Source organism: Bacillus cabrialesii (assembly GCF_004124315.2).
Lineage (GTDB): Bacteria > Bacillota > Bacilli > Bacillales > Bacillaceae > Bacillus > Bacillus cabrialesii.
The window spans coordinates 1,570,272-1,588,018 of sequence record NZ_CP096889.1 but is presented as its reverse complement, the minus strand read 5'-3'; the positions used below and the strand labels follow the sequence as shown (position 1 = coordinate 1,588,018).

Genomic DNA, 17,747 nt, shown 5'->3' with positions numbered 1-17,747 from the left:
CAAGAGTGTATATCAATTGATATACACTCCGGTTTCATTATGCTTTTTCAATTTCGAGAAGCAGATCTCCCGTTTGGATCGGCTCGCCATTTTTCACATGAACTTGCTTGATCGTTCCTGAGAAAGGCGCTTGAACTGTTGTTTCCATTTTCATCGCTTCATTGATCATCAAATGATCACCTTTATTGACTTTTGTGCCTGCTTCTGTCAATACTTTAATAACCGTTCCAGGCATAGAAGCTGCGATGTGGCTTGGGTTGGTTCTGTCCGCTTTCAGCCTTTCCTGAACGGAAGATTTAATGCTTTCATCCTTGATGACAACTTCACGCGGCTGCCCGTTTAGTTCGAAATAAACGACGCGAGTGGCATCAGGCTGAGGTTCACCAATTGAAATCAGCTTAACGATCAGCGTTTTTCCGCGCTCAATTTCCACTTCTATTTCCTCGCCTAATGTCATGCCATAGAAGAATGTCGGCGTATCTAATACCGAAATGTCTCCATAGCTTTCTGCCGTTTTCACATAATCAGAGAAGACTTTAGGATAAAGGGCATATGCCACAGCATCTTGATCTGAAATCTCCAAGTGATGCTGCTCTTTAAATTCCTGTTTGATCGCCTCAAAGGATACCGGCTCAAGCAGTTCTCCAGGTCTGACCGTAATCGGCTCCTGTCCTTTTAAGATCAGCTTTTGTAATTTTTCCGGGAATCCGCCATGAGGCTGGCCGATGTTTCCTTTGAAAAGCTCCACGACAGAATCAGGGAAATCTAATTGTTCGCCTTTTTCGTAAACGTCCTTTTCAGTCAGATTGTTTTGCACCATGTAGAGCGCCATATCTCCGACTACTTTAGAGGAAGGCGTGACCTTTACAATGTCGCCGAACATATCGTTGACGCGTCTGTACATTTCCTTGACATCATTCCAGCGGTCGCCTAGGCCTACTCCCTTTGCCTGCTGCTGCAGGTTGCTGTATTGGCCTCCAGGCATTTCATGTTCATAAATTTCTGTATGCGGAGACTTCATTCCGCTTTCAAATTCGCTATAGTATTTACGAACTGACTCCCAATATTGGGACAGCAATTCAACGCCTTGAACATTCATTTCCGGACGGCGGGCGTTGCCTTCCATCGCATGATAAAATCCGCTCGCGCTAGGCTGAGACGTTAATCCCGCCATTGAGCTGACCGCCACGTCTATGATATCAACGCCGGCTTCAACAGCTTTCGCATACATATAAATGCCATTCCCGCTCGTATCATGCGTATGAAGGTGAACCGGAATATCGATCGTCTCTTTCAACGCAGAAACGAGTTCATATGCAGCCTGCGGTTTTAACAGCCCAGCCATATCTTTAATTCCGAGAATATGGGCTCCGGCAGCCTCAAGCTCCTTCGCCATCGACGTATAATATGCAAGATCATATTTCGTGCGGTTCTTATCAAGGATATCTCCTGTGTAACAAATCGCAGCCTCTGCCACTTTGCCGGTATCCCGAACAGCATCAATGGCTAATGTCATGCCTTTTACCCAGTTTAAGCTGTCGAAAATACGGAACACATCAATGCCCGATTGAGCGGATTGCTTCACAAATTCTTTAATTACATTGTCCGGATAATTCGTATAACCGACCGCATTTGATGAACGGAGCAGCATTTGGAATAAGGTATTCGGCACTTCCTTGCGAAGGTCCTCCAAACGCTTCCACGGATCTTCTTTCAGGAAACGGTAGGCTACATCGAATGTCGCGCCTCCCCACATTTCCATACTGAATAGCTCAGGCCATAACGAAGCCGTCGGATTAGCGATTTTTTTCAAATCATGCGATCTGAATCTCGTCGCCAATAATGATTGGTGGGCATCCCTGAATGTCGTATCAGTTAAAAGGACAGCTTTCTGTTCTTTAACCCAATTCGCAAGCCCTTCAGCGCCTTTTTCATCGAGAATTTGCTTTGTTCCTCTGGCAGGCTGCTGATCAATGTCTACTTTTACGTTTAACGGCTTGTCAAACGCCGGCTTTTCTTTTTTCCCGATTCCAGGGAAGCCGTTCACTGTCACATTGCTGATGTAAGTGAGCATTTTCGTTCCGCGGTCTTTCTGTTTAGGGAAAATAAATAATTCAGGTGTTGTATCAATGAAAGATGTATCATATTGACCTGTCAGGAACTTCTCATGCTTTGCAACGTTCTCAAGGAACGGAATGTTTGTTTTAATGCCTCTGATTCTAAACTCCTGAAGATTTCGGACCATTTTGGCCGCCGCCTGTTCAAACGTTAAAGCCCAAGTTGAGAGCTTAACGAGAAGCGAATCATAGTACGGTGTAATCACGGCGCCTTGGAAGCTGTTTCCGGTATCAAGACGGACACCAAAGCCGCCGCCTGAGCGGTAAGCCATGATTTTCCCTGTATCGGGCATGAAATCATTTTGCGGATCCTCAGTCGTAACCCGTGACTGAATGGCAAAGCCGATTGTAAAAATGTCCTTTTGCTCAGGAATATTTACTTTTTTGCTATGAAGGCTGTGCCCTTGGGCGACTAGAATCTGTGTTTGAACGATATCGACACCTGTAATCATTTCTGTAATCGTATGTTCAACTTGTACGCGAGGGTTTACTTCAATAAAATAGAACTCGTTGTTTGCAACAAGGAATTCGACCGTACCAGCGTTTATATAATTTACATTTTTCGCAAGCGCAACTGCCGCTTCACAAATTTGGTCTCTTAATTCAGTTGACAGAGAAACACTCGGCGCCACTTCAATGACTTTTTGGTGGCGTCTTTGAACAGAACAATCCCTCTCAAAAAGATGGACGACATTGCCCTGCTTGTCTCCAATCACCTGAACTTCAATATGTTTTGGATTTTCAATCAATTTTTCTACATAAACTTCATCATTGCCAAAGGCTGCTTTCGCCTCTGATTTTGCACGCTCATATGCTTCTTTGACTTCACTTTCGGATCTGACAATCCGCATACCGCGGCCGCCTCCGCCCAGCGAAGCTTTAATGATAATCGGATAACCGTTAGCTTGTCCGAATTGTTCGACTGCTTCAAGCGTTTCCGCAGGGCCGTCGCTTCCGGGAATCACAGGAATTCCAGCTTTTTCTGCCTGCTCACGCGCTTTTACCTTGTCACCAAACATATCTAGATGTTCGGACTTTGGACCAATAAACTCGATGCCTTCTTCTTCACATCGTTTCGCGAAATGGATATTTTCAGATAAGAAACCGTATCCCGGATGAATCGCATCGACTTTGTTTCTTTTCGCAATATCAATGATCCCTTCAATATCCAGGTAAGCATCAATCGGTTTTTTCCCTTCACCGACCAGGTATGCTTCATCCGCTTTGTACCGATGGTAGGAACCGGAATCTTCTTTTGAATAGACCGCAACTGTACGAATATTCAACTCGGTACACGCCCGGAATATTCGGATTGCAATTTCTCCCCTGTTTGCTACTAATACTTTTTGTATCGATTGCTGAGACAAACTTTTCTCCCCCTTACCCGAATGGAATATAATCTATCATAGCGGAATATCCTTCCCCTGTACACACTTGTTTTTTACTGATAAACAGTTTTTTTAAGCTGCTTCTTTTTCATTCCCTTCGTCGGCACGGTCTCTCTCTTTTTCTTATTCTCTGAATATTTCACAAACATGCTGATATTCGCTAATATCCCCATACTCGCAAGCAGCAGCACTAAAGAAGAGCCCCCGTAACTGATAAACGGCAGCGTAACCCCTGTAATCGGAATTAATCCGCTGACACCGCCAAGGTTAATAAACGACTGGATGGCAATCATGCTTGAAATGCCGATCGCTAGAAGACTTCCAAACGGGTCCTCGCATTTTCTGGCAATATAAAAACCTTTTATGACAACAAAACCCAATAGAAAAATCACAAACAATACTCCAAAAATACCAAGTTCTTCGGCTATGACAGCCATAATAAAGTCAGTGTGTGATTCAGGCAGATATCCGTATTTTTGGATACTTTCACCGAGCCCCAGGCCGAAAATACCGCCTGAACCGATCGCATAATAAGAATTGATCACTTGCAAACCTGATGAATTTTCATACTTAAATGGGTCTTCAAGACTCTCAAAACGCGCCAAACGGCCTTTAGTTAAAATTTGATCCTGATTTAAATAGAGAATCGGGCTGACTAAAATTAAAACAATTCCGCCGAGCAAAAGCAACCTCACCAGCGTCTTTCCGCTGAAGCCGGAGCACAAGATCATACATGTCGCAATTAACCCGATAATCATGGCTGTACCGAAATCTGGCTGCATGGCAATTAACCCGCAAATTATGAGCGTCATGACTACCGGAGGGGCTACTCCCGTTAACAGATGGTCGATATAACTTTGTTTTTTTGCATATACGGCTGCAAGGTATAAAATCACTACCAGTTTAACAAATTCCCCCGGCTGAATACTCATTCCGCCAATTTTAAACCAGCTTTGGGCGTTTCCGGCAACATGCCCGAATACGAACAGCGAGATAAGCGCCAGAACAGAAACAAGCAATATCCCCTTCTGAAACTTTTGGTGGGCCAGTGCTTTATAAGGAAACAACGCCATGAGAATAAATAGAGCGCCACCCGCAATTAAAGCAAACAGCTGCCGCATGAAGAAAAAATTACTGCTTACTCCATACCGGGAGACAGCCGTAATCATGCTTGAGCTGTATACCATCACTAAACCGAATCCGCATAGTAAAACAATTGCGAATATCAGTGAGTAATCATAAGATTTTAGCATTTTTTTTAACATAACATCCTCTTCCCTGCTTCTAACTTCCATTAACTATGGTTTTTATGTATTTATCTTTTTTATTTTACTACAATTTATCAAACGAGACGAAGAATCTCTATACGATTCGGAAGGAATGTGTAAAAAAAGACCGTCTTTAAGAGAGAAAAATAGCGGTTATAAAAAAACCCAAACTGTTAATAAGTTTGAGTTTTATCATTTATTTACCTGTAAACGCGTCATGCAAAGCAGACAATTCGCGTTCCAATGTGTATAAAAGGTCTTTACCGTCTTTTTCATCAACCAATCCCAGGCGGACAGCAAAATCGATTTCCCTCGAAAGCCCGAACATTTGAGTATCTAAAACCTCTTCATATAGAGGACATTGAGGCATCGTTAAGTTATCCATTTGTACTCGGATCAGCTTCAAAATCTTCTCAGCGTCAACTTTTAAGAGCTCAAAAGCTTTTTGCCGATGGTCAACTATCATCTCTGAAGCCAAAAGTATCCCTCCGTTCCCCAGGCGAGTACCTAATTCTTCTATTTATCATAAAGGGTATCAGCAGAAAATGCAAGAGGATTTAAACAGATGACATAAATTAAAAAATACTCAGCCTGTACATCTCAGACATGATTTCCAATAGCTTCACACCTGCAATGCTGTTTCCTTTTTCGTCCAATGCCGGACCGAAAATACCGATCCCGAAATCATAAGGTGAAATGCCCATAATCCCTCCGGATACGCCGCTTTTTGCAGGAATTCCGACCTTAATTGCAAATTCACCGCTTGCATTGTACATTCCGCACGTCACCATAAATGTTTTGCAAATTCTGGCGACATCTTTTGAGATCACTTGCTCCCCAGTTTCAGGGTGTCTGCCGTTTAGCGCGAATACCGATCCGATTTTCGCCAAGTCCAGGCTGTTCATCTCAATCGCGCACTGCTTCGTGTATAAATCCATTACAGCTTCTACATCATCCTCAAAAATGCCGTACTGCTTCATGTAATAACACATTGCCCGATTAATCATTGATGTGCTGTATTCGGATTCAGCCACTTCCCGGCAGTAAGTAATCTTTTGGTTGTTTGTCAGCCTTCTGATAAAAGACAGTAAATAGTCAAGTCTTTCATTCACCGTTTTCCCGCTAATTAAGCTTGTCACTACCAATGCCCCGGCGTTAATCATAGGGTTTAACGGCTTGCTTGGATTCACTGTTTCCAGCTTGATAATTGAATTAAACGGATCACCGGTTGGCTCCTGCCCGACATAGCTGAAGACCTTATCTTTGCCGTATTCCATTAACACCAAAGCAAGTGAGAGAACCTTCGATATACTTTGAAGCGTAAATGTTTTTTCTACGTCACCTGCTGACAGACAAATATTATTGGAATAATAAATCGCCACTGACAGATCGTGTTGATCGGCTTTTGCCAAGGCGGGAATATAGCTGGCAACCTCCCCCCTGTCCGTCATTTTTTTTGCCTCTTTCACTAAGGCTTCAAGCTCGTCATTATGCCGGCATACCATACAACCACCCTCGCTCCCTGAGCATTCGATACACATAATTTGTACACAAAGTGACAATTCATGCGAAAACTTTTATAATTTTGAGAGAAGGGGGTTATATCATGAGCGTTATACAAGTAAAAGGCAATGTTACATATCCGATCACCATTGATCCAAGCGTATGGATTTTTGATGACCGTAAATTTTCGTTTGGCCGCAAAGGGGACGGTCAAGACACACATTTACAATCAGGTGATGAATCCGGTCTTGATCCTGAACGTATCATCAGAGAGGGCCGGATCGCGCCGCCGACATTAAAGACGGAAAAACAATACGAGAAGCAAAAACTAATGAACGGCAGTTTCGCAATGAAACTTGGGAATGTGCTGAAAAATGCCGAGCCGCTGAGCTCTGCCACCCAATGCGTATTTGTCACAAGTTTGGGAAGAACCACCGTCTCTCTGGAAGCCGCCCTGAACAGTATTGTCCATTTCAGTGAGGCAGGCAAGCCGATTCAAGAAGGCGGCCCCGTTCATATTTACTTTGAAGATCCAGTTAATCACGAACAGCCGGTTACCCATATAAAAGAAATCGAAATTATTTAGTATTACAGCAAGTCAGCGGCAAGCTGGGCGAGACCTGATCTCTCACCTTTTAACAGCTTCACGCTGCCTGAGATGGGTTGTCCTTTAAATCGCTCAACCACATAGGCCAATCCATTATTCAGACTGTCTAAATATGGGTGATCGATTTGTTCAGGATCGCCCATTAAGACAATTTTACTGCCCTCACCGACTCTCGTCAGCAGCGTTTTCACCTCATGCCTGGTCAAATTTTGCGCTTCATCAATAATAATAAATTGATCTGGAATGCTTCTCCCCCTGATATAAGTCAGCGCCTCTACCTGAATTGAACCAATACCCGCCAGAATGGCCTCAAGCTCCCCTGGTTTTTTTGCATTAAACAGAAACTCCAAGTTGTCAAAAATCGGCTGCATCCAAGGCTTTAGCTTTTCCTCTTTTTCCCCCGGCAGGTACCCGATGTCTTTGCCAACGGGAACAATCGGTCGCGCCACGACCAGCTTTTTGTATATTCCCAAGTCTTCTGTCTGTAATAGCCCAGCCGCCAATGCCAAAAGCGTCTTGCCGGTTCCCGCTTTTCCAATCAGGGTTACAAGCGGAATATCTTCACGCAGCAAAAGCTCTAATGCCATTGTCTGCTGTACATTTTTCGGCCTGATCCCCCATATATGTTCATCATCAAATACGAGTCTTTTTAATACCGTTCCGGTTTTATCCGCAATTCCTATTGCCGAGGAGGATCCCCCCAGCTCATCCTTCATTAATGCGAATTGATTCGGATAAAAAGCATGCTGTTTTATATCATTTACCGAAATTTGATTTTTCCCATAAAAAGAGCTGAACAGCTGCTGGCTGATATATAAATCTTTATAACCGCTGTACATTTCATCATTGTCCACAACCCGGTCATTCAAGAAATCTTCGGCAAGCAGCCCGATTGCGTCCGCTTTCACCCTGACCAGCACATCCTTGCTGACGAGGATAACCGGTCTGCCATTTTCCTTGGTTTCTTCCTCGAGACTTAAATTTTTCGCAACGGCCAATATGCGATTATCGTTCGTCTTTTCAATAAAGATCTCTTGCAGCTGATGAAACGAACGATGATTCAGTTCAATTCTCAGCGTGCCGCCGGTGTCAAGCGGAACATGCTCATGCAGCCTGCCCTTTTGCCTTAGTGCATCGATCAGCTTAGATACGTGCCTTGCATTCCTCCCAACTTCGTCCATATACCGTTTTTTTGAATCAACCTCTTCTAATACGACAGCAGGGATGACAACCTCATTTTCTTCAAAAGAAAATATCGCGTTAGGATCCTGTAATAACACATTCGTATCTAACACATAAATTTTACTCAAGTCTCAGCCTCCTGATATAAGGGTCAAAGTTCTTCCTGCTTCTCTTACGATGAAAAAGGTGAATGCCTGCTAAAATATATGTTTTTGTGCATAAAGATAGAAGGTTAATTCAACAATAAAATTAATGAATGCATTTCAAGGAGGGAACCCGCAAGTGCGAATTCTTTTCATTATGATACAACTGACGCTTATTCTGTCCGCCTGCGCCTACCAGCAAGGACGACAGGATCAGAATGTCGAGAAAGAATCAACAAGACAGCAGGAAACCAAACCGATTCACGTAAAGGACACAACTCAGGAGACAAAAGACAATGGAACAAGAACGGATATTGCCAAGCATCTTGTCAGCGTTGCTGAAAAAAATCCCGATGTCAAAGATGCAACAGCCGTTGTGCTCGGAGGTTATGCCGTTGTTGGGATTGATGTCGATGATACTATGGACAGAAGCAAAGTGGAAACGATTAAATATTCTGTGGCACAGGCTCTAAAAAATGATCGATACGGGGCCAACGCAGTTGTCATTGCTGATCCAGATACGGTCAGCCGCCTGAGTGAAATGAGCAGAGAAATCAGTGAAGGCCATCCGGTAACAGGCATACTAGATGAATTGGCTGCGATTGTCGGCCGAGTGCTTCCGGAAGTTCCTAACGATGTGATTGACAATGAAGACGAGCCGCAAACAAAGCAGCAAAATGACCAATTAAACAGAAAGCAGCAGCAAGAAATGGAACAGGAGCAAAACGATCAATCTGATCACCATATGAAAAAGAATACCAATGATTAAGCTATAGCCTCGCGCTTTAGCTTTTTCTTATTATGGACAGCTTCTGATCCGTGCTATAATACATGTTAGTGAAAGAGGTGATATGATGAGGGTCCAATGTTCTATTTGCGATAAAATTGAAACAATTGATGATGATACCCTGATCGCGAAACGGCTTCGAAACCGCCCAATCCATACATATATGTGCCAGGAATGCCACGACCGGATTGCCCAGAAAACAGAAGGACGGCTGAAAACGGGAAAATTCACTTTTCACCCGGGACAGCAGAAGAAAGAAAAAGTCAAAAAATAAAGCGAACGCTTTACCATACAGAACAAAAAAAGACTCAGCTTCTCAGCTGAGTCTTTTTATGAATTTGCAGACTGTCCTTTTTTCGACTGATACAGCCGAATTTTGTAAATGATTAAAATCAACGCAGCAACGATCAACCCTTCTGCCACGGGCAAAAACACTCCTAAAAAGGTCAAAACAGTGCAGCCCAAAGCCAGAAATACATACACCACCGCTGATTTTAATAACGGAAGCCGTTTGGCAAATCCAAGCTTAAATACAATAACGGCCAACACAAAAATCGTGCCGTACAGCAGCCACATGCCTGCCGCAGGCTGCCGGTCTACTTGATATAGAGCGGCGAAGAACGACAGGCGTTCGCTTACGTCATTCAAAAAGATTCCCTCCCCTGCAAACGTGCGGGTTCTATCTTTTCAAATTCTGCAAGAGATTAAGACAATCCTGCTGTTTTTTTCTTTTTAGCCGCTTTTTCACGTTCATTTTTATTGAGGATTTTCTTTCTTAAACGGATGGATTCAGGTGTTACTTCACAATATTCATCTTCGTTTAAGTACTCTAGAGATTCCTCAAGAGACATGATGCGGGCTTTTTTAATTGTAGTTGTCTGATCCTTTGTCGCAGAGCGGACGTTCGTCTGCTGTTTCATTTTGCTGACGTTAACAACGAGGTCGTTGTCACGGTTATGCTCCCCAACGATCATTCCTTCATATACTTCAGTACCCGGCTCAACGAAGATGACACCGCGGTCTTCAATTCCTTGAATACCATAAGATGTCGCTTTTCCGTTTTCCATTGACACAAGCACACCTTGACGGCGTCCGCCGACTTGGCCCGCCTGCATTGGCTGGTAGCTGTCAAACGTATGGTTCAGAATACCGAATCCGCGTGTTAATGACAGGAACTCTGTGGAGTAACCGATCAATCCGCGGGAAGGAACTGTAAAGATGAGACGGACTTGGCCGTTTCCGTTGTTGATCATATCAACCATTTCGCCTTTACGGGCACCCATTGATTCCATGACAGAGCCTGTATGCTCTTCCGGCACATCGATTTGCACACGCTCAACAGGCTCACAGCGTACGCCGTCGATTTCTTTGATGATAACTTCAGGTTTTGAAACTTGAAGCTCATAGCCTTCACGGCGCATATTTTCAATTAAAATAGACAAGTGCAGCTCCCCGCGTCCTGAAACAACCCAAGCATCAGGAGAAGCTGTCGGCTCAACACGCAAGCTGACATCCGTCTGAAGCTGAGACTGAAGACGCTCTTCGATTTTGCGGGCCGTTACATATTTGCCTTCACGGCCTGCAAACGGACTGTTATTTACGACAAATGTCATTTGAAGTGTCGGCTCATCAATGCGAAGCACTGGAAGCGGATCTTGATGGTCTACAGGACAAACCGTTTCACCAACATTAATATCTTCCATGCCGGAAACCGCAACGAGATCTCCCGCTTTCGCTTCTTCAATTTCCACACGCTTTAAGCCTTGGAAACCGAAAATCTTTGTTACACGGAATGATTTAGCCGTTCCGTCAAGCTTCATAAGAGAAACCTGCTGACCAACTTTCATCGTGCCGCGGAATACGCGTCCGATACCGATACGGCCTACATAGTCGTTGTAGTCAAGAAGGGCAACTTGGAATTGAAGCGGCTCCTCTTCATTATTAACAGGTGCCGGAACATGCTTAATAATCGTTTCATATAAAGCTTCCATGTTTTCATCCTGCTGTTTCGGATCAAGACTCGCTGTTCCATTAATCGCGGAAGCATAGACCACTGGGAACTCAAGCTGTTCTTCATTGGCATCAAGCTCAATGAACAGATCCAGAACCTCATCGATCACTTCCTCCGGGCGAGCAAAATCACGGTCAATTTTGTTTACAACAACAACCGGGTTCAGGTTTTGCTCAAGAGCTTTTTTCAAAACGAAACGAGTTTGAGGCATACAGCCTTCATATGCGTCAACGACAAGCACTACGCCGTCAACCATTTTCATAATCCGTTCTACTTCTCCCCCAAAGTCTGCGTGTCCAGGGGTATCCAAAATATTGATGCGTGTATCTTTATAGTTAATCGCAGTATTTTTCGCCAAAATTGTAATGCCGCGTTCGCGTTCAAGATCATTAGAGTCCATTGCGCGTTCAGCAACCTGTTCGTTGGCACGGAATGTACCAGCCTGATGTAAAAGCTGATCGACTAGAGTCGTTTTCCCATGGTCAACGTGGGCAATAATCGCGATGTTGCGAAGATCGTTTCGAAGTTTCACTTTTTCATCTCCTAATAAAATTAGATAACTTTCATATTATACCACACATCCTCTTTAAAAGCGTCACGTTTTTCAGTAAACTTAATATAAGACGTAAAAGGGGATGGAAAATATGAAAAAAATGAATTGGATTTTACTATTATTTGCATTTGCAGCGGTTTTCAGCATTATGCTGATCGGCGTCTTTATCGCTGAAAAAAGCGCAATTGGCATTATCGCCAGCATTGTACTTGTTTGCGCCGTAATGGGCGGCGGATTTACAGTCAAAAAGAAAATGCGCGAGCAAGGCTTGCTTGATTAAAAGCATTGCCCCGCTGGAGACATTGTAATCAAAAAACACCGCAAAGAAAGCGGTGTTTTTCATTTCTTTAAGTCTTATCTCCCCTGTTGCTTAGTCGGGAAGATGCAAAACAGCATTTATACATGGACAATCGTTCTAATGATTACACATACGACCCGGAAAAAGTAGTTCGGCAACGATATACACAAAATACCATAGAGCCTATTTTTCTCACACCAATCTCTCCCTATAATGGAATTTGCAGCACAATTCATAAAAGGGAGAGAAGAAACATGAAGAAAACATTTGTAAAAAAAGCGATGCTAACGACTGCCGCAATGACCTCAGCAGTTCTATTCACGTTCGGCCCTGATGCAGCCAGCGCAAAAACACTGGCTGATAACACTGCTATTCATGTACAGCATCAGACAATCACAAACGAAGATCTCAATACATTCATTGCTGTATTAAATCAATGTATTTACGAACAAGACGGTGTGTATTATTTTGACAGTGAAAAAGCTGTCGAGTTAGGAATGACTAAAGAAGAGGCTCAAGTCATCGCTAAATTGTGGGAGTCGACTTCAGAATTTTTCAGCGTTGTTTCACAATGTGTGTATGTTGAAGATGGAAATTACAAATTTGATACAGAAAAAGCAATTGAACTTGGCTTCACGGAAAAAGAAGCACTTGCACTTGAACAATTTTTCTCAGCAGTTTCCCTAAAGATTCACATTCTTCAAGCAGCAATTGTATTACAAGACGGTGTGTACAGCTATGATAAGGATGCAGCAGTACAAGCAGGAGCGACACCTCTGCAAGCTGACGTTTATGAAAAACTCTTCGGCGCACTGTCACAAGAACAGCTTGCTGCAATCTACGATATGATTCATCCACAAGCTTAATCTAAAAAAGCGCTTGCCGGAATCGGACAAGCGCTTTGCTTTATATCAGCAGCTTGATCATCAGCATCACGGCAACCGCCGCTCCAAACCAGCAGGCAGCTTTCACGATCAGCAAACCATAGTAACTCTGTTTAAACCGCATTTCTTCTTCCGGTAGAAAAGCCTCCTCAACGGCCTGTCCGCCTTCCAATTCAAAGGGCTCAGCCATCATGTCATACATTTCACTGCAGCTGCCGCAAGTCTTTAGATGCTCTTCAATGATATGTTCCGTTTCTCTTTTACAATCACCTTCAAGATACAGAGGAAGCAGGTCTCTTACTAGAAAGCAGGTCATATCCGCTCCTCCTCTCTTCTTTTCATCATGTTTTTCTTTAGCTCTAATCTGGCACGGTGCAGTGTTGTTTTCACCTTCGAAAGACTCCACCCCAATATCTCAGCGATTTCTTCATAAGAAAGCTCTTGGAATTCTCTTAAAATCAATACGGATTGATGCTGATCTTTTAACTGCAGAAGCTCCTGCATGAGGGTTTCGCTTTTTACCGTCCGCGACAGATACTGTTCAGGCTGCTCATAAGTTGTTTGCGTTAACCCGTCATTTTTGCTGATATCAGTAAATTGGTATTTGACATCCCTTCGGTACCAATTGACAAAGGTGTGATGCGCAATGGTGTAAAGCCACGTTCTGATGGAAGAATGCCCCCTAAATGAAGCCAGGCCGTTAAGTGCTTTCACAAATGTGTCCTGCGCTAAGTCCTTGGCTGTTTCAAGGTGATGAGCCCTTCTAAATAAATAATTCAAAATTTCTTGGTAATACTGTCGATACAAGTCCTCAATAGAATCCCTATGCTTCATTAAAAGTAAAACCACACCGTCATCCAAATGGCCAATAAAATGAAACAAATATACATGGAAGACATGTATACTTTCATATGTCTGATTTGGCTCTTTTCTTCAGCACCCGGGCTTCTTTTGAAATAAACTTCACTCTTCAACTTTTCCGCGTTCTCTCGATATAATGGCTCATGCTGTTTCATCCATTCCATTGATTCGTCCTCTAGCTCTCCTTCTTTATATAGGTCATATAAATCTAAAAAAACAGACTCTTTTTCTTTATGATTCATAAAGACTTTTCACCTCTTGTGTTTCTCCATCCACCACATAAGCATCATGGCGGTTTGAACCGAACGGCTGAATAATGATCAGCCATGCATAATAGCGTTCATTCCCTCTTTGAACGATAATCGGGCGCATACGTTTTTTGTAAATGACATCCGTGTATGCAGAAGCTACTTTTTCATACGCCAATCTTCCATTACTGTACGTGTACGGGAATGACTTATCGAGTGTATCGCTGTATACATAAACGTTTAGCTGCCCTTGATCTTCAAAAAACTCATACGAATGAGAGGAATCAGAATACACCGCCTTATCACTATGCCTGCTTTTTATCTTTATTTCTGATACATCAGCATCAAAGACCGATAATATTTGCCGCTGCAGCTGGTTGTTTGTCAGTGAAATATTCTTTTTCATTGGAAGCGAAATACTTTGTAAACTGCCGGATTCGCTTTCAAATTCCACAACAATTCCGTCTTTTGTTTCAACATGCACTAAGCCTCCAAGCAGGCTGTTGCTTTCAACATCTGTAATCTGATAAGGCTGTTTCGGTATGTTTAAAGCTGTAAACATTTTCTTCATTTTGCCGTGTATGTCTTGTTCTGTGATATGAACATGCAGGAGAGAATCAAGCTGATAAATCGAAGGGTCTTCACTAAAGCCCATTAAGGTTTCCTTCTCCCAATAAAATACCGTTCCATCATCATTATCTTTCTTATGAAATTGATTTTTCAGGAATATACGAACGGCTGTCTGGCCGTCTTCTTTAGACACCTTTGTTTCGATGTGACCTTTATTTAACACACGGCCGTGTCGCTCAAGGAAAGCAACGGATTTCCGGACGTACTCTTGATCAGTCAGCGTTTTCCCCCGCGGTTTTTTCAAGTATTGATAATGATTAATCAGCTGTGATACTTCATCCACCTCTGCCTCATAGCTCAAGCTTTCAAATGAGTAGAAATAATGCACATCCATCTTTGTATCATGCAAATACAATGTCTCATTCGTAGGAAAAAATGACTTAACAATCTGTTCCGCTTTTTCTGATGAAATGTGCTCCCCGACAAAACTGAATGAATCATGGACATTTATCGGCTTTGATACAGCGAAAGCAGCGGTTCCTGCGTTATATATCGGATTTAAGAGCAGGACAAAAAACACAATAATAGACCTCGTCAGCCACTTATTCACGCGCACATAAACTTTGGCTGACTTTTGGAACAGATGATAGCTCATCAAAAATCCCGCCATTGTCAAATAAATCGTATATGGCATTACTGCACCATAATCTTTTGAGATTTGATTGGGATATGGCGCAAGCAACAAGACAAGCAGTCCGATAATCAGCGTATAAAATAAACCTAGTAAAATCTTATTTGTTCTCCAATACAGCTTGAAAAACAGTACATTCAACACAATGGGAAGAGTGATGATGAAAAACAGAAACACAAATGCAATCGGCTCCATCCCATCAGGATATTCCTTCCAATACGAAAAGAAACTAAAAATCATTTGTACGATCGGTAAACTGACAACGGCAAGATCGAACGTATAAAACATGCCTTTTGCGTTATGACCACGAGGCATCAGCATATAGTGAAAAGCCGTCAGCAGCACATACCCGTATAACAAAAAATGCACCAGCGGCAGCAGTTCATTGCCGTCCTCTCTTAAGTAAGCGCTGGTAAAGTTTGTAGCCTGCACTTGATGAATGAGTTCAACAGACACCCCGGCCAGCAACACAATCCGCAATAGGACACCTGCCAAAAACATCGTGCGGTACCGGTTTATCCGGGGATGGTGTACCAAAACATATAAGCCCGCCAAACCTACAATTGCCCATTGAATCAGCAAGGTGCTTTGTCTGCTTAATATAAAATAACGTTCGAAATGCAATACATAATGACTGAATAACTCCAACACGAACAACAATCCTTTACTTCTTAATTAAGGCCTCATTCGGTTAGACAGCCGGTTTGACCAAAAGTTTCAATAAGAAACAAAAATTTCTTTTCTTCCCCATAACACTTGCAATGAACGATCCACAGGACACTTGACTCATCTTGATATTATTCAACAAAAATAAACACAGGACAATTCTATCAATTTTGTCTAGTTATGTTAGTTTATGTTGAGTATTCCAGGATGCTAGTTTAATATAACAATATAAAGATTTTTCAGTATTTTCAAAAAGGGGGATTTATTGTGGGTTTAGGTAAGAAATTGTCTGTTGCTGTCGCTGCTTCGTTTATGAGTTTGTCAATCAGCCTTCCTGGTGTTCAGGCTGCTGAAAGTCATCAGCTTAAAGAGAATCAAACAAACTTCCTGTCCAAAAACGCAATTGCGCAATCAGAACTATCAGCACCAAATGACAAGGCAGTCAAACAGTTTTTGAAAAAGAACAGCAACATTTTTAAAGGTGACCCTGCCAAAAGACTGAAGCTTGTCGAAAGCACTACTGATGCCCTTGGGTACAAGCACTTTCGATATGCGCCTGTAGTAAACGGAGTGCCTATTAAAGATTCACAGGTGATCGTTCACGTTGATAAATCCGATAATGTCTATGCGGTCAATGGTGAATTACACAATCAATCTGCTGCAAAAACAGAAAACAGCCAAAATGTCTCCTCTGAAAAAGCGCTGGCACTCGCTTTCAAAGCCATCGGCAAATCACCAGACGCTGTTTCTAACGGAGCGGTCAAAAACAGCAATAAAGCTGAATTAAAAGCTGTAGAAACAAAGGACGGCAGCTATCGTCTTGCTTACGATGTGACGATTCGCTATATCGAGCCTGAACCAGCAAACTGGGAAGTCTTAGTTGATGCCGAAACAGGGAGCATATTAAAACAGCAAAATAAAGTAGAACATGCCGCCGCCACTGGAAGCGGAACAACTCTAAAGGGCGCAACTGTTCCTTTGAACATCTCTTATGAAAGCGGAAAATACGTTTTAAGAGACCTTTCAAAACCAACAGGCACTCAAATCATCACATATGACTTGCAAAACAGACAAAGCCGCCTTCCGGGTACGCTTGTCTCAAGCACAACAAAAACATTTACATCTTCATCACAGCGGGCAGCCGTTGACGCACACTATAACCTCGGTAAAGTGTACGATTATTTTTATTCAAACTTTAAACGAAACAGCTATGATAACAAAGGCAGTAAAATCGTTTCTTCCGTTCATTACGGCAATAAGTACAACAATGCTGCATGGATAGGCGACCAAATGATTTACGGTGACGGCGACGGTTCATTCTTCTCTCCGCTTTCCGGCTCACTAGATGTGACTGCACATGAAATGACACATGGAGTCACTCAAGAAACAGCCAACTTAATTTATGAAAATCAGCCGGGAGCATTAAACGAATCATTCTCTGACGTATTCGGCTATTTTAACGATACAGAAGACTGGGACATCGGTGAAGACATTACAGTCAGCCAGCCTGCTCTCCGCAGCCTGTCCAATCCGACAAAATACGATCAGCCTGACAATTACGCCGATTATCAAAACCTTCCAAACACAGATGAAGGCGATTACGGCGGCGTACACACAAACAGCGGAATTCCAAACAAAGCCGCTTACAATACCATTACAAAGCTTGGTGTCTCTAAATCACAGCAGATCTATTACCGTGCGTTAACAACGTACCTCACGCCTTCTTCCACGTTCAAAGATGCCAAGGCAGCCCTCATTCAGTCTGCCCGTGATCTTTACGGCTCTACTGACGCCGCTAAAGTTGAAGCAGCCTGGAATGCTGTTGGATTGTAATAATAGGAAAAGCCTGAGTTGCCTCAGGCTTTTTTCGTTACTTGGGTTGACTCCTCTCTTCAGTTCAAATCTTTACAACGAAAGTATGCCACCCACAGTCACAAGCGCTCAGTAAAGAGAAAGCAGCGATGCGGCCT

General features: G+C 42.9%; 17 protein-coding genes. 6 read left to right on the top strand and 11 right to left on the bottom strand.

The window, feature by feature from the left end:
• Positions 1-37: 37 nt before the first annotated feature.
• The 4 genes from pyc to glsA form a co-directional block, all read right to left on the bottom strand.
• On the bottom strand, positions 38-3,484 hold the full coding sequence (gene pyc / locus EFK13_RS08245; RefSeq protein ID WP_129505800.1) for a pyruvate carboxylase: 3,447 nt from the start codon (positions 3,482-3,484) through the stop codon (positions 38-40).
• A 74-nt stretch (positions 3,485-3,558) separates the two neighbouring features.
• Positions 3,559-4,770 carry a cell division protein FtsW gene (gene ftsW, locus EFK13_RS08240; RefSeq protein WP_129505801.1) on the bottom strand — a complete coding sequence of 404 codons (1,212 nt, stop codon included), beginning with the start codon at positions 4,768-4,770 and terminating at the stop codon, positions 3,559-3,561.
• 199 nt (positions 4,771-4,969) lie between these two features.
• On the bottom strand, positions 4,970-5,251 hold the full coding sequence (locus EFK13_RS08235; protein ID WP_003221339.1) for an Fpa/YlaN family protein: 282 nt from the start codon (positions 5,249-5,251) through the stop codon (positions 4,970-4,972).
• Between the two features lie 97 nt (positions 5,252-5,348).
• A complete protein-coding gene (gene glsA, locus EFK13_RS08230) occupies positions 5,349-6,278 on the bottom strand; it encodes a glutaminase A (protein ID WP_129505802.1) in 930 nt (309 codons plus the stop codon).
• 101 nt (positions 6,279-6,379) lie between these two features.
• On the opposite strand from glsA, the gene EFK13_RS08225 reads away from it, so the two are divergent.
• Positions 6,380-6,862, top strand: coding sequence for a peptidyl-prolyl cis-trans isomerase (locus EFK13_RS08225; RefSeq protein ID WP_129505803.1), 483 nt, complete (start codon positions 6,380-6,382; stop codon positions 6,860-6,862).
• Between the two features lie 2 nt (positions 6,863-6,864).
• Here the strand turns inward: EFK13_RS08225 and EFK13_RS08220 are convergent, their stop codons facing one another.
• Positions 6,865-8,193 carry a PhoH family protein gene (locus EFK13_RS08220; RefSeq protein ID WP_064813659.1) on the bottom strand — a complete coding sequence of 443 codons (1,329 nt, stop codon included), beginning with the start codon at positions 8,191-8,193 and terminating at the stop codon, positions 6,865-6,867.
• Between the two features lie 154 nt (positions 8,194-8,347).
• On the opposite strand from EFK13_RS08220, the gene EFK13_RS08215 reads away from it, so the two are divergent.
• A complete protein-coding gene (locus EFK13_RS08215; RefSeq protein ID WP_129505829.1) occupies positions 8,348-8,977 on the top strand; it encodes a YhcN/YlaJ family sporulation lipoprotein in 630 nt (209 codons plus the stop codon).
• Positions 8,978-9,059: 82 nt separating this feature from the next.
• Positions 9,060-9,269 carry a YlaI family protein gene (locus EFK13_RS08210; protein ID WP_129505804.1) on the top strand — a complete coding sequence of 70 codons (210 nt, stop codon included), beginning with the start codon at positions 9,060-9,062 and terminating at the stop codon, positions 9,267-9,269.
• Between the two features lie 56 nt (positions 9,270-9,325).
• On the opposite strand, the gene EFK13_RS08205 is transcribed toward EFK13_RS08210, so the two are convergent.
• Both EFK13_RS08205 and typA read right to left on the bottom strand, forming a co-directional pair.
• On the bottom strand, positions 9,326-9,643 hold the full coding sequence (locus EFK13_RS08205) for a YlaH-like family protein (protein WP_064813656.1): 318 nt from the start codon (positions 9,641-9,643) through the stop codon (positions 9,326-9,328).
• 56 nt (positions 9,644-9,699) lie between these two features.
• Positions 9,700-11,538, bottom strand: coding sequence for a translational GTPase TypA (typA, locus tag EFK13_RS08200; protein WP_129505805.1), 1,839 nt, complete (start codon positions 11,536-11,538; stop codon positions 9,700-9,702).
• Positions 11,539-11,650: 112 nt separating this feature from the next.
• Between typA and EFK13_RS08195 the strand changes: the two genes are divergently transcribed.
• Both EFK13_RS08195 and EFK13_RS08190 read left to right on the top strand, forming a co-directional pair.
• The gene (locus EFK13_RS08195) at positions 11,651-11,839 is read left to right on the top strand and encodes a YlaF family protein (RefSeq protein WP_129505806.1); all 189 of its coding nucleotides are present in this window, start codon (positions 11,651-11,653) and stop codon (positions 11,837-11,839) included.
• 272 nt (positions 11,840-12,111) lie between these two features.
• Positions 12,112-12,723 carry a hypothetical protein gene (locus EFK13_RS08190; RefSeq protein WP_129505807.1) on the top strand — a complete coding sequence of 204 codons (612 nt, stop codon included), beginning with the start codon at positions 12,112-12,114 and terminating at the stop codon, positions 12,721-12,723.
• A 40-nt stretch (positions 12,724-12,763) separates the two neighbouring features.
• On the opposite strand, the gene EFK13_RS08185 is transcribed toward EFK13_RS08190, so the two are convergent.
• The 4 genes from EFK13_RS08185 to EFK13_RS08170 are packed head-to-tail and all read right to left on the bottom strand — an operon-like array spanning position 12,764 to position 15,771.
• Positions 12,764-13,057 (bottom strand): anti-sigma factor family protein, encoded by a 294-nt coding sequence (locus EFK13_RS08185; protein WP_129505808.1) that lies wholly within the window; start codon positions 13,055-13,057, stop codon positions 12,764-12,766.
• Positions 13,054-13,575: an RNA polymerase sigma factor YlaC gene (ylaC, locus tag EFK13_RS08180; protein ID WP_129505809.1), complete on the bottom strand. Its 522-nt coding sequence runs from the start codon at positions 13,573-13,575 to the stop codon at positions 13,054-13,056. Before ylaC ends, EFK13_RS08185 begins: the two co-directional genes overlap by 4 nt.
• Positions 13,575-13,844 (bottom strand): hypothetical protein, encoded by a 270-nt coding sequence (locus EFK13_RS08175; protein WP_129505810.1) that lies wholly within the window; start codon positions 13,842-13,844, stop codon positions 13,575-13,577. The genes ylaC and EFK13_RS08175 overlap by 1 nt, the downstream gene beginning before the upstream one ends.
• Positions 13,834-15,771 (bottom strand): hypothetical protein, encoded by a 1,938-nt coding sequence (locus EFK13_RS08170; protein ID WP_129505811.1) that lies wholly within the window; start codon positions 15,769-15,771, stop codon positions 13,834-13,836. The genes EFK13_RS08175 and EFK13_RS08170 overlap by 11 nt, the downstream gene beginning before the upstream one ends.
• 273 nt (positions 15,772-16,044) lie before the next feature.
• On the opposite strand from EFK13_RS08170, the gene nprE reads away from it, so the two are divergent.
• Positions 16,045-17,610 (top strand): neutral metalloprotease NprE, encoded by a 1,566-nt coding sequence (nprE, locus tag EFK13_RS08165; protein WP_129505812.1) that lies wholly within the window; start codon positions 16,045-16,047, stop codon positions 17,608-17,610.
• Positions 17,611-17,747 lie beyond the last annotated feature (137 nt).